14 protein-coding genes are annotated in these 16,251 nt (G+C 73.8%); 2 read left to right on the forward strand and 12 right to left on the reverse strand.

Features of this window, described 5'->3' with window-relative positions; genetic code table 11:
- Positions 1-76 precede the first annotated feature (76 nt).
- From ACPYN7_RS08745 to moaC, 7 genes are all read right to left on the reverse strand, one after another.
- On the reverse strand, positions 77-790 hold the full coding sequence (locus tag ACPYN7_RS08745; protein WP_424347385.1) for a glycosyltransferase: 714 nt from the start codon (positions 788-790) through the stop codon (positions 77-79).
- The gene (locus tag ACPYN7_RS08750) at positions 784-2,142 is read right to left on the reverse strand and encodes a PIG-L family deacetylase (protein ID WP_424347386.1); all 1,359 of its coding nucleotides are present in this window, start codon (positions 2,140-2,142) and stop codon (positions 784-786) included. The genes ACPYN7_RS08745 and ACPYN7_RS08750 overlap by 7 nt, the downstream gene beginning before the upstream one ends.
- The gene (locus ACPYN7_RS08755) at positions 2,139-3,200 is read right to left on the reverse strand and encodes an acyl-CoA dehydrogenase family protein (RefSeq protein WP_424347387.1); all 1,062 of its coding nucleotides are present in this window, start codon (positions 3,198-3,200) and stop codon (positions 2,139-2,141) included. Before ACPYN7_RS08755 ends, ACPYN7_RS08750 begins: the two co-directional genes overlap by 4 nt.
- A 99-nt stretch (positions 3,201-3,299) precedes the next feature.
- Positions 3,300-4,484: a molybdopterin-synthase adenylyltransferase MoeB gene (moeB, locus tag ACPYN7_RS08760; RefSeq protein WP_424347388.1), complete on the reverse strand. Its 1,185-nt coding sequence runs from the start codon at positions 4,482-4,484 to the stop codon at positions 3,300-3,302.
- 5 nt (positions 4,485-4,489) lie between these two features.
- Positions 4,490-4,942 carry a molybdenum cofactor biosynthesis protein MoaE gene (locus ACPYN7_RS08765; RefSeq protein ID WP_424347389.1) on the reverse strand — a complete coding sequence of 151 codons (453 nt, stop codon included), beginning with the start codon at positions 4,940-4,942 and terminating at the stop codon, positions 4,490-4,492.
- The gene (locus ACPYN7_RS08770) at positions 4,939-5,478 is read right to left on the reverse strand and encodes a MogA/MoaB family molybdenum cofactor biosynthesis protein (protein ID WP_058875216.1); all 540 of its coding nucleotides are present in this window, start codon (positions 5,476-5,478) and stop codon (positions 4,939-4,941) included. Before ACPYN7_RS08770 ends, ACPYN7_RS08765 begins: the two co-directional genes overlap by 4 nt.
- The gene (moaC, locus tag ACPYN7_RS08775; protein ID WP_058875215.1) at positions 5,475-5,972 is read right to left on the reverse strand and encodes a cyclic pyranopterin monophosphate synthase MoaC; all 498 of its coding nucleotides are present in this window, start codon (positions 5,970-5,972) and stop codon (positions 5,475-5,477) included. Before moaC ends, ACPYN7_RS08770 begins: the two co-directional genes overlap by 4 nt.
- Before the next feature lie 171 nt (positions 5,973-6,143).
- On the opposite strand from moaC, the gene ACPYN7_RS08780 reads away from it, so the two are divergent.
- Complete coding sequence (locus ACPYN7_RS08780) at positions 6,144-7,352, forward strand: globin domain-containing protein (RefSeq protein ID WP_058875359.1); 1,209 nt, start codon at positions 6,144-6,146, stop codon at positions 7,350-7,352.
- Between the two features lie 92 nt (positions 7,353-7,444).
- Positions 7,445-7,912 carry a pyridoxamine 5'-phosphate oxidase family protein gene (locus ACPYN7_RS08785; protein WP_424347390.1) on the forward strand — a complete coding sequence of 156 codons (468 nt, stop codon included), beginning with the start codon at positions 7,445-7,447 and terminating at the stop codon, positions 7,910-7,912.
- Positions 7,913-7,977: 65 nt separating this feature from the next.
- Here the strand turns inward: ACPYN7_RS08785 and ACPYN7_RS08790 are convergent, their stop codons facing one another.
- The 5 genes from ACPYN7_RS08790 to ACPYN7_RS08810 are packed head-to-tail and all read right to left on the reverse strand — an operon-like array spanning position 7,978 to position 16,217.
- A complete protein-coding gene (locus ACPYN7_RS08790; protein WP_058875213.1) occupies positions 7,978-9,219 on the reverse strand; it encodes an MFS transporter in 1,242 nt (413 codons plus the stop codon).
- Between the two features lie 32 nt (positions 9,220-9,251).
- A complete protein-coding gene (narI, locus tag ACPYN7_RS08795; RefSeq protein ID WP_424347391.1) occupies positions 9,252-10,133 on the reverse strand; it encodes a respiratory nitrate reductase subunit gamma in 882 nt (293 codons plus the stop codon).
- Positions 10,130-10,822, reverse strand: coding sequence for a nitrate reductase molybdenum cofactor assembly chaperone (gene narJ, locus ACPYN7_RS08800; RefSeq protein WP_424347392.1), 693 nt, complete (start codon positions 10,820-10,822; stop codon positions 10,130-10,132). Before narJ ends, narI begins: the two co-directional genes overlap by 4 nt.
- Positions 10,819-12,492 carry a nitrate reductase subunit beta gene (gene narH, locus ACPYN7_RS08805; protein ID WP_424347393.1) on the reverse strand — a complete coding sequence of 558 codons (1,674 nt, stop codon included), beginning with the start codon at positions 12,490-12,492 and terminating at the stop codon, positions 10,819-10,821. The genes narJ and narH overlap by 4 nt, the downstream gene beginning before the upstream one ends.
- Complete coding sequence (locus ACPYN7_RS08810) at positions 12,492-16,217, reverse strand: nitrate reductase subunit alpha (RefSeq protein ID WP_424347394.1); 3,726 nt, start codon at positions 16,215-16,217, stop codon at positions 12,492-12,494. The genes narH and ACPYN7_RS08810 overlap by 1 nt, the downstream gene beginning before the upstream one ends.
- Between the last annotated feature and the right edge of the window lie 34 nt (positions 16,218-16,251).

The following is a 16,251-nucleotide window of genomic DNA, read 5'->3' on the forward strand; positions in this document are numbered from 1 at the left end:
CCTCACCGTAGGCAGACGGGACCGGTCCCTGGCCAGGGCTGTCCGCTCCCCGCGTAGCGCGGAGCCCGTCCCCGGCTCAGCCGGGCTCCGCGCCGAGGGGCTGCCGCTCCCCCGCCAGCGCCCGCAGCCAGCCGGCGAAGCCGAGCTCGACCCGCCCGGTGCTGCGCCCCGAGGTGAGCACGCGCACCCGGTCCGTGGCGAGCACGCGGCGCCCGTGGGTCCGCGCCGTCTCCGCCAGCTCGACGTCCTCGCCGTGCGGCAGGGACCGGAAACCACCGCACGCGGCATAGACGTCGGCCCGGACGCCCAGGTTCGCCGCATGCGCGTGGGGGTGCCCCTCCTCGAGCCGGTGCAGGGCGTGCCAGCGTGCCAGGACGTCCGCGGGCAGGTCCCGGGGATCCGGTTCCACGGTGCCGAGCAGCAGTTCCGCTCCGCGCCCGGCCGCGTCCAGGTGACCCGTGAGCCAGTGGGCGGGCACCGCGCTGTCCGCGTCGGTCGACACGATCCAGGTGCGCTCCCCCACCGCACCCGCGGCGCGCACCGCCGCGGCCCGGGCCGCCCCCGGGGTGCCCCACGAGCCGACGACGACGTCCGCTCCCGACGCCGCGGCGATCCGGGCGCTGCCGTCGGTGCAGCGGTCCAGTGCCACGACGACGTCCACCCGCACCGGGGCCCGGACCGCCCGCGCCCGGGCGGCAGCGTGCTCCACCGTGGCCAGGCACCGGCCGAGCAGCCGCTCCTCGTTCCGGGCCGGGACCACGACCACCACCCGCTCCACCGGGCTCAGCACGGTCCGGCGCCGGCTGCCCGGGGCGCCACGGGCTCGAAGACCTCCAGCACGAAGTCCCGTTCCGTGTGCTCCAGCAGGCGGTGGAAGCGGGCGTCCGCGTGCACGGCCGCGTGCACGTCGGCCCCGTCGAGCGGCCAGCCCTCGATCGGGTGGCGCCAGTGGCACAGCAGGAGGTGGCCGTCCGGCTCGAGCGCTCCGGCCGCGCGGTCGAGGAGAGTGCTCAGCTGCGAGGCGTCGAGGAAGTAGCCGGTCTCGGAGAGCACCACGAGGTCGAACGGGCCGGCCGGCCACTGCTCGGGCAGCCGGCGCCGCTCCACCTGCACGCCGGGCCGCGCCGCCAGCCGGTGCCGCGCCCGGTCGACCGCGACACCGCTCGCGTCCACGGCCAGCACGACGTCGGCGCGGCCCGCGAGCTCTGCGGTCAGGGCGCCGACGGAGCAGCCGGCCTCCAGGACCCGGCGGTACCGGGCGCGGGGCAGTGCGGCGACGGTCACGGCGCGCTTGCGCCGCTCGTACCAGGAGGAGTCGACGTCCCACGGGTCCTCGGCGCCGCGGTGGACGTCGTCGAACACGTCGGCGGCGTCCGGTGCCGCCGCGGCGGGCGGGAGCACGAAGAAGTGCTCTGCCGGACGGCGGAACCGGGCCAGCACGTGCGGGCCCAGGAGGGCCTCGTCCCCCGGGGCCGGGGACAGCGGCAGGACCTGCGAGGCGTGGGCGGTCAGGGCCCGCTCCTTGGCCGCGCGCGCCCCGGCGTCCAGGGCGAGGACCCGGATCCCGTGCGCCGGCAGGTCGTCGGGCCCACCCCAGTGCCACAGCCAGACGGGGTATTCGAGGCACTCGACACCGTGCGCGGCGGCGGCCGCCCGTGCCGCCCGGCCCAGCACCTCGTGGTCGACGTGCCCGTCGTCGCCCCAGGGGGCGGCGAGCACTCCTCGCCGCCCGGCGGCGGCCCAGGCCGCGGCCTCGGCCACGGGGCCGCGCAGCGCCTCCCCCGCGGTGTCCAGGGCCCCGTCGGGAAGCCCCAGCAGCTCGGGCACCACGCCGTCCGCGAGACGGTCGGTGGCGGCCGCGGCCTCGGCCCGCCGCACGCGGGCGAGGTCGGCCGGCGTCCGGGTCGGGGACCCGGGGTGGGAGCGCTCGCCCAGGGTCGCCACGACCACCCGCACCCGGGCGCCGGCACGGGCCGCGAGCGAGATCAGCCCGCCCGCGCCGAGGCTCTCGTCGTCGGGGTGGGCGGCGAGGACCACGAGGCGGTCGATGCCGCCGAGCAGGAGCGGACGCGCCGCCCGCAGGCGCGGGGCGCGCGCCCACACCGCTTCGGGGGTCCCGGGGTCCCGGTGGTCGAAGCTCACCACGGGCGGTCCCCGGCCGCGCCGTCGAGCAGGGCGCGCCCCAGTGCGGCGGCGTCCCGCTGGGCGTGCTCCTGCCGGACGTAGACCTGCAGGGCGCTCACCCGGCGGACGTGCTCGGGGGCGCCGGTGAGCGGTCCCGGGCCGGTGGCGGCCGAGACCTCCCCGAGCACGGCCTCCGCCGCCCGCGCGACGACGCGCCGGGTGCGCAGGGCCAGGACCGCGCCGCGGTCCCCGCCGGCCCGGCCGGCGTCGACCTGCTCCGCCGCCGCGCGCAGCGCCGTGCGGGCGGCGTGCAGGTGCGTGTCGACGACGCCGAGCGCGGCGTGGCCCAGCTGGTCGAGCGGGCGCCCGTCCGGGCGGCGGCGCCGCACGGCGTCCTCCCACAGGAGGTCGGCCACGCCCGCGGCACCGCCGTACCAGCACGCGGCCACCCCGATCCCGCCCCACGCGAAGCCGGGGCGCTCCAGGTACCACCCGTCCGGTCCGACCGGCACGGCGGGCACCGCCGTGCACCGCACGTCGCCGGTCGGCACGTCCTGCAGCCCCGCCGGCCGCCAGTCCTCGGTGCTCCCGGGGACCACGCCGGGGTGGGCGAGGTCCACGGCGAAGGCCCGGCGGCGCCCCCCGCCGGTGCTCGCCGTGACGACCGCCCGGTCCAGGTGCGCGGCGAGCGAGCACCAGGCCTTGGTGCCCGTGAGCTCCCAGCCGCCGGACCCGTACCGGGCCACGAGCTCGTGACCGGCGGCCTCGGCGGCCCAGACGCCCCAGGCGGCGGGCCGGTCGGCGAGCTCGTCGAGGCCCGCCTGGCGCAGGATCGCGAGAGCGTCCAGGTGCGGCTCCACGACGCGGGCGAGGGAGAGGTCGAGCCGGGCGAGCTCGGCGAGCCGGAGCCACAGCTGCCCGGTGCGGCCCGTTCCGGGAGCGGGGAGGTCCTCGCCCAGCTCCCTCGCCGCGGCGAGGGCGGCGCCCAGGGCGCCGGGCACGGCGGCGCGCAGGGCCGCGGCGGCCTCCTGGACACGCCCGGGCCGGGAGTCGCGGCAGGGGTGCGGAGGGGGCATGCGGTGTCCATCGGTCGGCGGCACGGGATGATCAGCCTACGTCCTGGGCCCCGGGCCCGCTGCCGTGCGCGGGCCGGGACCGGACCAGGGGGGACCGGCTCAGTAGGGCTGCTGGGACGGGTCCACCTGCTCGATCCACGCCAGCACCCCGCCCTCGAGGTGCGCGACGTCGCGGTGCCCCGAGGCCACCAGGAGCCGCAGGGCGCGCTCGGAGCGCGCCCCGGCCTTGCAGTGCAGCAGCACCCGGCGGTCCGGGGCGATCCGCGCGAAGGCCTCCCCGGACTCGAACTGCCCCAGGGGGACCAGCCGCGCGCCGGGGATCGCCGCGAGCCGCGCCTCGTAGGGCTCCCGGACGTCGACGAGCTCGAAGTCCGCCGCGCCGCGCTCCCGCGCCGCCAGCAGCGCCGCGAGCTCGGGAGCCGTCACGGTCGGGACGTGCTCGGGGGCCGGCGCCGGGCAGGCGGGAGCGCCGCCGTCGGCCCCGGTGCCGGACCTGCCGGGAGCGAGGGACGTGACGGGCGCGCGCCCCGGCGTCGGTGCCAGCGGGATCTCCCACCAGCGTGCCGAGAGGGCGTCGTAGGTGGCGACCCGGCCGAGCATCGTGGTGCCGATCCCGGTGACCAGCTTGACGGCCTCGACCGCCATGGCGGTGCCCAGCAGCCCCGGCAGCACGCCGAGCACCCCGGCCTCGGCGCAGCTGGGCACCGTGCCCGGCGCCGGGGGCACGGGGTAGAGGTCGCGGTAGGTGGGCCCGTGCGCGCCCCAGAACACCGAGTACTGGCCGTCGAAGCGCAGGATCGAGCCCCACACGTGCGGCAGACCGGTCAGTTCGCACGCGTCGGAGACGAGGTAGCGGGTCCCGAAGTTGTCCGTGCCGTCGAGCACGAGGTCGTAGCCGGCCAGGACCTCCTCCGCGTTGGCGGCCGTGAGCCGCTCGCGGTGCTCCACCACGTGCACCAGCGGGTTGAGGTCGGCGATCCGCGCGGCGGCCGAGGCGGTCTTGGCCGCGCCCAGCGTCGATCCGCCGTGGACGACCTGGCGCTGCAGGTTGGAGGACTCCACCACGTCGTCGTCGACGACGCCGAGGGTCCCGACGCCCGCGGCGGCGAGGTAGAGCAGGGCCGGGGAGCCGAGCCCGCCCGCGCCCACGCACAGCACGCGGGCGTTCTTGAGCCGCCGCTGGCCCTGCTCGCCGATCTCGGGGACGGTCAGGTGGCGGGCGTAGCGGCGCAGCTCGGCGTCGGTGAGCTCGGGAGCCGGCTCGACGAGCGGGGGCAGGTCCACGGCGCTCAGGCGTCCAGTCCGACCCACTCGGTGGAGCCGTCCGCGAACAGCTGCTCCTTCCAGATGGGCACCTCGGTCTTGATCCGGTCCACGAGCGCGTCGCACGCGGCGAACGCGAGCTTGCGGTGGGCCGAGGCCACGGCGGCCTCCAGGGCGGAGTCCCCGATCCGGAGCCGGCCGACCCGGTGCGCGGCCCAGATCCGCACCCCCGGGAACTCCTCGGCGACCCGGCGGGCGACCTCCTGGACGGCCCGGTCGGCGCCGGGGTGGCAGGTGTAGTCGAGGCTCGTGACGGGGCGGCCGCCGTCGTGGTCGCGGATGACGCCGCTGAAGGAGACCACGGCGCCGGTGCGCTCGTCCTGCACGGCCGCGACGGCCTGCCCGTGGTCCAGCGGTTCGTCGGTCACGAACGCGGCCACGACGGCGGTCTCGGCCTGGATGGGTCCGGGAGTGCTCAACGGTCGGTCTCCTCGTGCGGTCGGGGGTCGTGGCGGGGGCCGGCGTGCCCGCGGTCGCGGTGGCCCTCCAGCTGGTCGCAGACGTGGTCGAGCAACGGCTCCAGCACCTTCAGCCCGTCCCACACCCCGCCGGTGGAGCCGGGGAGGTTGACCACGAACGTGTGCCCGCTGACCCCGGCGTGCCCGCGGCTGAGCGCGGCCAGGGGGGTGGTCCTGCGGCCCTCCGCCCACAGTGCCTCCATGATGCCGGGCAGCTCGCGGTCGAGGAAGGGCCGGGTGACCTCGGGGGTGAGGTCGTCGGGGGCCAGACCGGTCCCGCCGCTGGTCACCACCACGCTGGGCCGGTCCTCCGGCGCCCGGGCCACGAGCAGCCGCTCGAGCTGGGCGCGGACGTCCTCGCCGTCGGCCACCACGAACGGGCCCTCCACGGTGAAGCCGTGGGAGCCGAACCAGTCCGCGGCGATCCGCCCGCTCCGGTCCTGGTAGACCCCGGCGGCGGCGCGGGTCGACGCGACGACGACGGCGGCGCTCCTCATGCCCCGTCCCCGTCGGTCCGCGCCCAGTCCCCGGACTTGCCGCCGGACTTCGCGAGCACCTTCACCTGCTCGATCTCGGCGAGCTTGTCCACGGCCTTGATCATGTCGTAGAGCGTCAGGGCGGCCACCGTCGCCGCGGTGAGCGCCTCCATCTCCACGCCCGTCACCCCGCGGGTGCGCACCGTCGCGCTGATCCGCACGCCGTCCGCCAGCCGCTCGAAGTCCACGGTCACCTTGCTGATCGGCAGGGGGTGGCACAGCGGGACGAGCTCCGGGGTCCTCTTCGCCGCCATGATGCCGGCGACCCGGGCCACGGGCAGAGCGTCCCCCTTGGGCAGGTCCGCGGCGAAGACCTGCTCGACGACGTCGGGGCGGGTGCGCAGCGTGGCCGTCGCGGTGGCCTCGCGGGTGGTGACGGCCTTGGCCGAGACGTCCACCATGTGCGCGGACCCGTCCGCCCGCACGTGGGTGAGTCCCTGCTGCTGCTCGGTCATGTCGGTCCGGTCCCCTTCGCCTGTGCCGTCGGTGCGTCCCTCCCATTCTGGCCCACGACGGCTCCGGGCGCCGCCGTGTCATCTCCTGGTACCGCGCCCGGTGCGGTGCTAGCTTGACGGGACGCGACCAGAGCGCCGTCGACGACGTCGGTGCTCGTGAAGGAGCCCACCGTGCTGTCAGACACCTCGTACCCCGTCGTGAAGGCCACGCTCCCCGTGGTCGGGGAGAACATCCAGGAGATCGCCCGGCGCTTCTACGCGCACATGTTCGGGGAGCACCCCGAGCTGCTGGACGGGCTGTTCAACCGCGGCAACCAGGCCGACGGGCGGCAGCAGCAGGCGCTGGCCGGGTCCGTGGCCGCCTTCGCCGGCTACCTGGTGAACAAGCCGACCGAGCTCCCGGACCACCTGCTCTCCCGCATCGCGCACAAGCACGTCTCCCTGGGGCTGCACCCGGACCAGTACCAGATCGTGCACGACAACCTCATGTGGGCCATCGTGGACGTCCTGGGCGACGCCGTGACCCCGGAGGTCGCCGCGGCGTGGGACGAGGTCTACTGGCTGATGGCCAACGTGCTCATCAACCAGGAGCGCGGCCTCTACGACGCGGTCCGGCTCTCCCCCGAGACCGTCTGGCGGACGTGGCGGGTGGTCGAGAAGATCCCGGAGACCGAGGACGTCACGACCTTCGTGGTGGAGCGCGTCGACGAGCGCGAGGTGAAGCGGTCCCTGCCGGGGCAGTACGTGACCCTGCGGATGGAGATGCCCGACGGGGTGCAGCAGCCGCGGCAGTACAGCCTGACCCGCGCCGACGACGGCCACCACCGGCGCTTCGCGGTCAAGCGGGTGCGCGGCAACGGCACCCCGGCCGGCGAGATGTCCACCCTGCTGCACGACCGGGTGCAGGTGGGCGACGAGGTGGTGCTGTCGGTGCCCTCCGGCGACGTGGTCCTGGAGTACTCCGACCGGCCCCTGGTCCTGGCCAGCGCCGGCATCGGCGTCACGCCCATGGCGGGGATGCTCTCGCACCTGGTGAAGGACGGCTCGCAGCGCACGGTGCGGTTCCTGCACGCGGACGCCTCCCCGGAGACGTTCGCGCTGCGCGGGCAGATCGAGGAGGACCTCGCCGCCCTGGAGGACGGCTCTTTGCAGGCGTGGTTCGAGCAGCCCCGGGCGGGCGGCGAGCGCGGCGAGAACGAGCACGAGGGGTTCATGGACCTCCGCGCCGCGGAGCTGCCGAACGACGCGCAGTACTACCTGTGCGGGCCCCTGCCGTTCATGCAGGCCGTGCGCAGCGCGCTCGTCGCGAGGGGCGTCCCGGCCCGGGACATCCAGTACGAGGTGTTCGGCCCGGACCTCTGGCTCGCCGACTTCGAGTGAGGGGCCGTGCAGACCCCCGCACCGGCACGAGGACCGGGACGGGGACCAGGACGCGGCCGCAGGCCGGGACAGCGACGACGACGGAGGACACGATGACGGACACGCACGGCAACGACGTGGAGGAGCTGGCGGTCAACAGCTGCTGGGAGCTGCTGCGGGACGCGGGCGTCGGCCGCCTCGCCGTGTGGGTGGAGGACCACCCGGACATCTTCCCGGTCAACTTCGTGGTGGACCACGGGACCCTCGTCTTCCGCTCGGCGGAGGGGACGAAGCTCGCGGGAGCCCTGACCGACGTCCCCGTGGCGGTCGAGATCGACGGGTACGACGAGGCCTCCGGGAAGGCGTGGAGCGTGGTGGTCAAGGGCCGCGCCGAGCGCATCCAGCAGGTCCAGGAGCTCACGGACACCCTCGACCTGCCGCTGTTCCCGTGGCAGTCGGGCCGCAAGGGCATCTTCGTCCGGATCGTCCCGGGGCCCGTCACCGGCCGCCGGTTCCCGGTCGCGGACCCGGAGGTGTGGCGCACCCCGCTGTCGGGGGCGCGGCACTCCCCGGACGAGTGAGCGGGAGGCGGCGGAGCCGCTGAGCGGGCGCCGCCCGGACACCGTCCCCGGTGCCCGGGCGGCGCTCATCCACGAGCGCGCTCGTCGACCTTCCCCCCGTTGCGCACGGTGAACGCGAGCACCAGGGCGGCCACCGCGAACACGGCCAGCAGGGTCAGTCCCACGAAGTAGCTGCTGTTCTCGGCGTCGTAGGTGGCGCCCATCACGAGCGGCGGGAAGTAGCCGCCCAGGCCGCCGGCGGCCGCGATGATCCCGCCGACCGTGCCCACGTCCCGGGGCGGGGCGGCCCGCCCCACCCAGGCGAACACGCCGCCGGTGCCCAGGCCGAGGAACAGGGCCATGGCCAGGAACGTGGGCCCGTAGACCCGCTCCGCTCCCGGCTGGAAGGCGACCACCACGGCGAGCACGGCGGTGCCCACCAGCGAGACCACCGTGACCGTCCGGGGCCCCACCCGGTCCGCGAGCATCCCGCCGATCGGGCGTGCGACCACGGCGGCGAGGGCGAAGCCGGCGGTGCGGGCACCGGCGGCGGCGGCGTCCCAGCCGTAGACGTTGTCGAGATAGGTGGGCAGGTAGTTGGAGAAGGCCACGAACGCCCCGAAGACCACCCCGTAGAGGAAGCACAGCTGCCAGGTGACCACCAGGGTGAAGGCGTGCTTCATCTTGGGCAGCACCGGCTCCGGGGTCTTGGCCGTGTGCACCGGCGAGTCGCGCAGCGCCACAGCGCAGAGCACCGCCATGACAGCGACCACGACGGCGATGGCGATGTGCGCGCCCAGGTAGCCGAGCCCGGCCACGAGCCGCGGGGTGAAGAACGCGGAGACGGCCGTGCCGACCATGCCTGCCCCGAACACCCCGGTCGCGAAGCCCTTGCGGTGGGACTCGTACCAGGCGGAGCAGAAGGGGATGCCCACGGCGAACACCGTGCCGGCGATGCCGAGGAAGAACGCCACCACCACGAGCAGCCCGAAGCTGCCGGTCCGGCCCACGAGACCGGTCAGCAGCACCAGCGGCGCGGTGACGCCCAGGACCACGGTGAACATGGTGCGCCCGCCGTAGCGGTCGGTCAGGGCGCCCACGGGCACGCGGGCGATCGAGCCCACGAAGATGGGCATGGCCACCAGGACCGCCACCCGGCCCGCGTCGAGCTCCATCTGCTCGGCGTAGCGCCTGGACAGCGGGCCGACGATGGTCCAGGCCCAGAAGCCGACGGCGGAGGCCACCGTGGCGAGCAGCAGATTGCGCAGCTGTCCCGAGCGCAGGTCCGGTGCGGCGGTGTCCGCGGAGGCTGACGATGCGGCTGACATGGTGCTCCTGCAGGGTCGGTCGGTGGGAGGGGTCAGCGGCGGCCGGCGCGGGTGCCGCCGCGGTCGGCCGGGCGGCGGGAGGAGCCGCGCACGCGGTCCTGGGTGCCCACCGGCTCCCAGCCCCGGCGCACCGGCACCAGGCCGGAGGAGGACCGCCCGTCGCGGGAGCGGTAGACGATGTACGGGCGGAACAGGTAGTGCACGGGCGCGGTGAACGCGTGCACCAGGCGGGTGAAGGGCCAGATCGCGAACAGCGCCATGGCCCACAGGGCGTGCACCTTGAAGGAGATCCCGGCGGCCGTCATCGCGGCGACGTCCGGCTGCAGGACCCAGATCGAGCGGAACCACGGGGAGACCGTCTGGCGGTAGTCGGGCACGGAGTGGTCGAACACCGAGATGAGGGTGGTGCCCAGCCCCGTGAGCAGGGCGGCCACGAGCATGACGTACATGAACTTGTCGTTCTTGGTGGTCGCCATGAACACGGGCCCGGTGGTGCGCCGGCGCCAGATGAGCATGATGATCCCGAGCAGCGTGCCCACGCCGGCCACGAGCCCGATGCTCAGGGCCAGGAAGTGGTACATCCCCTCGGTGACCCCCACGGCCTCGGTCCAGGTCTTCGGGATGATCAGGCCCATGACGTGGCCCGCCAGCACGGCGAGGATCCCGAAGTGGAACAGCGGGGACGCGATGCGCAGGATGCGCGACTCGTAGAGCTGCGAGGACCGGGTGGTCCAGCCGAACTGGTCGTACTTGTACCGCCAGACGGTGCCGCCGATCACGATCGCCAGCACGACGTAGGGCAGCACGCCCCAGAGCAGGACGTCGCCGACCCCCACCTCGGCGGCGGCCGGGACCGCCGCCTCGAGGGGGAGGGAGGTCCCGGGCGCGAGCAGGCTCGCGGCGGTGGCAGTCATGCGCTGTTCCTTTCGGTGACGGGCAGCAGGCGGGGGTCGTACGGGTCGAGGCCCACGGACTCCGTGGGCGGGCCGTAGCCGGCCATCCGCATGGCCGCGTCCCGGTCCTCCGGGGAGACCCCGGGCAGCGTGGAGCACACGAGGGCGACGACGCCGTGGTGGGGCAGGCCGTCGTCGCGCAGCGCCAGCCGCAGCAGCTCGAGGGACGGCCGGTAGCGCTGGAGCAGCTCGTAGCCGTCCTCCGGGGAGACCTTCGCCGCGAACTCGAGCACGAGCGGCAGGTAGTCCGGCAGCTCGGTCTCGTCCAGCTGCGCCCCGTGGGACCGGTAGACCTCCTTGAAGGCGGCGAGCGCCTCGCCGCGCCGCCGGGTGTCGCCGTCGGTCCAGTAGGTCAGGTGCAGGCTGTGCCGCCGGGAGAGGTCGAACTCCTGGACGTGGTCGGCCTGCACCTCGTCGAGCGGGCGGGCGCGCAGCCAGTCGAGGAGGTCCTCGGGCACGGGCGCGCCCACCTCCTCGAGGGCCTCCCGGAGGACCGGGAGCGTCGCCAGCAGCGCGCGGTCGGGGTAGCCCAGCAGCACGGCGGCGGCCTGCCGGGCCACCGCGCTGCGGCGCGGGTGCCGGTCCGTGCAGGTCCCGGGGTCGAGCGTGCCCTTCCCGGCCCTGCCCAGCAGCTTCTCCAGCAGGCTCATGGCCGGTCCCCGTCCTCGGGGCGCGGCGGGAACAGTCCCGCGGGCGCCCCCCGGCCGTCCCAGTTGAGCAGGTTGACGCGTCCGGCCATCTGCTGCTCCCCGGTGGCGGACTCCCCGGTCTGCCGCGCCTGCAGGGCGTTGAAGTTCTCCACGGCCACGGGCGTGGGACGGCCGGACGCCTCGCCGAACACACCGGTCTGGCCCATCCCTGGCCCGCCCTCCACGTCGAGGGAGCAGCCGATCTCCTCGAGGTTGTGCGCGTCCTCCAGGTGGGCGGAGGGGATCACATAGCGCTCGTCGTACTTGGCGATGGCCATGAGCCGGTACATCTTCTGGATCTCGGAGCCGGTCATCCCGACGCCCTCGGCGATCGACTCGTCCGGGGCGTCACCGAGGGCGATGTCGCGCATGTAGGAGCGCATGGCGGCGAGCTTGCGCAGCACGTCCGTGACGATCTGCGTGTCCCCCGCCGTGAACAGCTCGGCGAGGTACTCGACCGGGATGCGCAGCGACTCGATGGCGCCGAACAGGTTGCCCGCGTCCTCGCCGTCGTGCCCCTGGTCCTTGAGCAGGTCCACGACCGGGGACAGCGGCGGGACGTACCAGACCATGGGCATCGTCCGGTACTCCGGGTGCAGCGGCAGCGCCACCCGCAGCTCCTTGGCCAGGGTGTAGACCGGGGACCGGCGCGCGGCGTCGAGCCAGTCCTCGGGGATGCCCTCGGCGCGGGCGGCGGCGACCACCTCCGGGTCGTGCGGGTCGAGCATGAGGTCCAGCTGGGCCTCGTAGAGGTCCCGCTCGTCCGGGGTCGCGGCGGCCTCGGTGACCCGGTCGGCGTCGTAGAGGAAGATGCCGATGTAGCGCAGCCGGCCCACGCACGTCTCCGCGCAGACCGTGGGGATGCCCACCTCGATCCGGGGGTAGCAGAAGGTGCACTTCTCGGCCTTGCCGGACTTGTGGTTGTAGTACATCTTCTTGTACGGGCAGCCGGTGACGCACTGCCGCCAGCCGCGGCAGCGGTCCTGGTCCACCAGCACGATCCCGTCCTCGGCGCGCTTGTAGATCGCGCCGGAGGGGCAGGAGGCCATGCAGGACGGGTTCAGGCAGTGCTCGCAGATGCGCGGGAGGTAGAACGCGAACGTCTGCTCGAACTCGAACTTGATCCGGTCCTCGGACTCGCGGCGCACCTTCTCCACGATCGGGTCCAGGTGACCGGCCTCGGTGACGCCGCCGAGGTTGTCGTCCCAGTTGGCGGACCACTCGATCTTGGTGTCCTCCCCCGTGATCAGGGACTTGGGACGGGCCACGGGGAAGTCGGTGCCGGCGGGCGCGTTGGTCAGGGTCTCGTAGTCGTAGGTCCACGGCTCGTAGTAGTCGTTGAGCTCGGGCTGGACGGGGCTGGCGAACAGCCCGGCGAGCTTCGCCCAGCGCCCGCCCGATTTGAGCTTGAGGTTGCCGCGGCGGTTGAGCTCCCAGCCGCCCTTCCACTTCTCCTGGTCCTCGTACCGGCGGGGATAGCCCTGCCCGGGACGGGTCTCCACGTTGTTGAACCACACGTACTCCGTGCCGGCGCGGTTCGTCCACGCCTGCTTGCACGTCACCGAACAGGTGTGGCACCCGATGCACTTGTCGAGCGCCATCACCATGGCGACCTGGGCCATGACTCGCATCAGTACTGGACCTCCTGGGAGCGCTTGCGGACCACGGAGACGATGTCGCGCTGGTTGCCGGTGGGCCCGAGGTAGTTGAAGGCCCAGGACAGCTGCGCGTAGCCGCCGATCATGTGGGTGGGTTTGACGAGGATGCGCGTGACCGAGTTGTGGATCCCGCCGCGGCGGCCGGTCGCCTCGGACTTCGGCACGTCGATGGTGCGCTCCTGGGCGTGGTGGACGTAGACCACGCCGGCCGGCATCCGGTGGCTGACGATCGCCCGGCCCACGTAGACGCCGTTGGTGTTGACGCACTCGACCCACTCGTTGTCGGAGACCTCGATCAGCGCGGCGTCCTGGGGGCTCATCCACACCGTGGTGCCCCCGCGGGAGAGGGAGAGCATGAACAGGTTGTCCTGGTACTCCGAGTGGATCGACCACTTGTTGTGCGGGGTCAGGTACCGCACCGCGATGGACAGCTCCCCCCGCTCCCCGAGCGGCGGCTCGCCGAAGAGCCGGTGCATGTCCAGGGGCGGGCGGTAGATCGGCAGGGTCTCGCCCATGTCCTTCATCCAGTCGTGGTCCAGAAAGAAGTGCATCCGCCCGGTGAGGGTGTGGAAGGGCTTGAGCCGTTCGATGTTGACCGTGAACGGGGCGTAGCGCCGCCCCCCGGTCTCCGAGCCGGACCACTCCGGGGACGTGATCACCGGGACCGGGGCGGCCTGGGTGTCGGCGAAGCTGATCCGCTTCTCCTCGGAGCCGCGGGCGAGGTCCGCGAGCTCCACCCCGGTGCGCTTCTCGAGGGTCTCGAAGCCCTGCACCGCGAGTTCCCCGTTGGTGGTGCCGGAGAACAGCAGGATCGCCTCGGCCATCCGCGCGTCGGTGTCCACGGCGGGGCGGCCCGCGGCGGCCCCGGAGTCGAAGACCCCGTGCAGGCGGGCCAGCTGGTCCACCTGGTGGGAGACGTCGTAGGTGATGTACTTCGTGGTGAAGCCCAGCTGCTCCGCCAGGGGGCCCACCGCCGAGAACTTGTCCCCGATCGCCGTGTAGTCCCGCTCCACGACCTTGAGGTTCGGCAGGTTCCGGCCGGGCACAGCCGGCAGGTCGGTGTTCTTCCAGTCGGGCGCGTGCCCGCCGGGCTGGGCGATCTCCCCGGGGGTGTCGTGGGTCAGTGCGGTGGCCACGAGGTCCTTGCGCACCCCCAGGTGGGTCCGCGCCTGGCGGGAGAACTCCTCGGACAGCAGCCGGAACAGCTCGTAGTCGGTCTTGGCCTCCCACGGCGGGTTGATCGCCGGGGTGAAGGCGTGCACGTACGGGTGCATGTCCGTGGAGGACAGGTCGTGCTTCTCGTACCAGGTGGCCGCCGGGAAGACGACGTCGGACAGCAGGGTGGAGCTCGTCATCCGGAAGTCCGCGGAGACCAGGAGGTCGAGCTTGCCCTCGGGCGCCTCCTCGTGCCAGGTCACGTCCCGCGGCCGGGACGCGGAGTGGTCCTGGCCCATGACGTTGTGGTGGGTGCCGAGCAGGTGCCGGAGGAAGTACTCCTCGCCCTTCGCGGAGGACCCCAGCAGGTTGGAGCGCCACAGCACCAGAGTGCGGGCCCAGTTCTGGGGGGCGTCGACGTCCTCGACGGCGAAGCGCATCTGCCCCGACTTCAACCGGTCGGCGACCCACTGCGCCTCGTCCGGCGCCTCCCCGCGCGCCACGCCCTCGGCGGCGCGGTCCGCGGCGTCGAGGGAGTTCTCGTCGAACTGCGGGTAGAACGGCATCCAGCCCAGCCGGGTGGACTTCGCGATCACGTCCGCGGTGTGCATGCCCTTCAGGTGCCCCTCGGCGAGGGGGGACTGGAGGGAGTCGGAGGAGTAGCCGTCGGAGCGCCACTGGTCGGTGTGCATGTACCAGAACGCGGTGCCGATCATGAACCGGGGCGGGCGGGTCCAGTCGGTGGCGGCGGCCATCGCGGCCCAGCCCGTGATGGGGCGGGCCTTCTCCTGGCCCACGTAGTGCGCCCACCCCCCGCCGTTGCGGCCCTGGCACCCGCAGAGCATGAGCATCGCGAGGATCGCCCGGTAGGTGACGTCCCCGTGGTACCACTGGCAGATGCCGGCGCCCAGGATGATCATCGACCGGCCGCCGGACTTCTCCGCGTTGGCCGCGAACTCGCGGGCGGTGCGGATCACGGCCTGCGCGGGGACCGAGGTGATCTCCTCCTGCCACGCCGGGGTGTAGGGGGTCGCGACGTCGTCGAGCCCGACCGCCCAGTCCCCCGGAAGGCCCTCCCGTCCCACGCCGTACTGGGCGAGCATGAGGTCGAAGACCGTGGTGACCTTCCGCCCGGCGACCTCCGTGACGGGCACGCCCCGGTGCAGCACCGAGCCCTCCCTCGTGGCGTCGGTGAACGCGGGCAGGTCCACGACGCTCGTGGCCCCCGCCCCCGCGGTGGCGTCCGTGACGGACAGCGCCGGGCGCACGCCCTGCAGGTCGAGGTTCCACTTCCCCTCGTCCTGCTCGTTGTAGCGGAAGCCCATGGACCCGTTGGGGACCACCGGGGTGCCCGCGTCGCGGTCGATCAGCACGGTCTTGAACGCGGCGTCGGAGGCTCCCGCCTCGTCCCCGCCCAGGTCGGCGGCGGTGAGGAACTTGCCGGGCACCACGGCGCCGTCCTCCCGCTCGTCGAGGGTGACCAGCATGGGCAGGTCGGTGTACTGCAGGACGTAGTCCTCGAAGAACGGCACCCGCCGCTCCACGAAGTTCTCCCGCAGGATCACGTGGCCCATCGCCATCGCCAGGGCGGCGTCCGTGCCGGCCTGGGCCGGCAGCCACTCGTCGGCGAACTTCGTGTTGTCCGCGTAGTCGGGGCTGACGGAGACGACCTTCGTGCCGCGGTAGCGGGCCTCGACCATCCAGTGCGCGTCCGGGGTGCGCGTGACCGGGACGTTGGAGCCCCACATCATGAGGTAGGTCGCGTCCCACCAGTCGCCGGACTCGGGGACGTCCGTCTGGTCGCCGAAGACCTGGGGACTGGCCACGGGCAGGTCCGCGTACCAGTCGTAGAAGCTGTTCATCACGCCGCCGATGAGGTTGATGAACCGGGCCCCCGCGGCGTGGGAGACCATGGACATCGCCGGGATCGGGGAGAACCCGGTGCACCGGTCCGGGCCGTAGGTCTTCACCGTGTGCACGTGGGCGGCGGCGGTCATCTCGAGGGCCTCCTGCCAGCTCGAGCGCACCAGCCCGCCCTTGCCGCGGGCCTGCTGGAAGGCCCGGCGCTTCGCGGGGTCGTTCACGACCTCCTGCCAGGCGAGCACGGGGTCCCCGCCCACCTGCTCCTTGGCCGCGCGGTACATCTCCAGGAGCACCCCGCGGACGTACGGGTAGCGGACCCGGGTGGGCGAGTAGGTGTACCAGGAGAAGGCCGCGCCGCGGGGGCAGCCGCGGGGCTCGTACTCCGGGCGGTCCGGGCCCACCGACGGGTAGTCGGTCTCCTGCGCCTCCCAGGTGATGATCCCGTCCTTGACGTAGACCTTCCACGAGCACGAGCCCGTGCAGTTCACGCCGTGCGTGGAGCGGACCACCTTGTCGTGGCTCCACCGGTTCCGGTAGAAGGCGTCCCCGGCCCGTCCGCCCTCGCGGTAGACGGCCCGGCCGTCCGGGGACTCCTCCCAGCGGGTGAAGAACTTCCCGAGCTTGAGCAGGGCGTTGGACGCGGGGCCGTCGGTGCCCGGCGGTGTCTGGCTGGCAACCATGGTGCCAACCTATCCAATTAGGCATCGGGAATTG

This window comes from Kocuria sp. CH-021, assembly GCF_049716185.1.
Classification (GTDB): Bacteria; Actinomycetota; Actinomycetes; order Actinomycetales; family Micrococcaceae; genus Kocuria; species Kocuria cellulosilytica.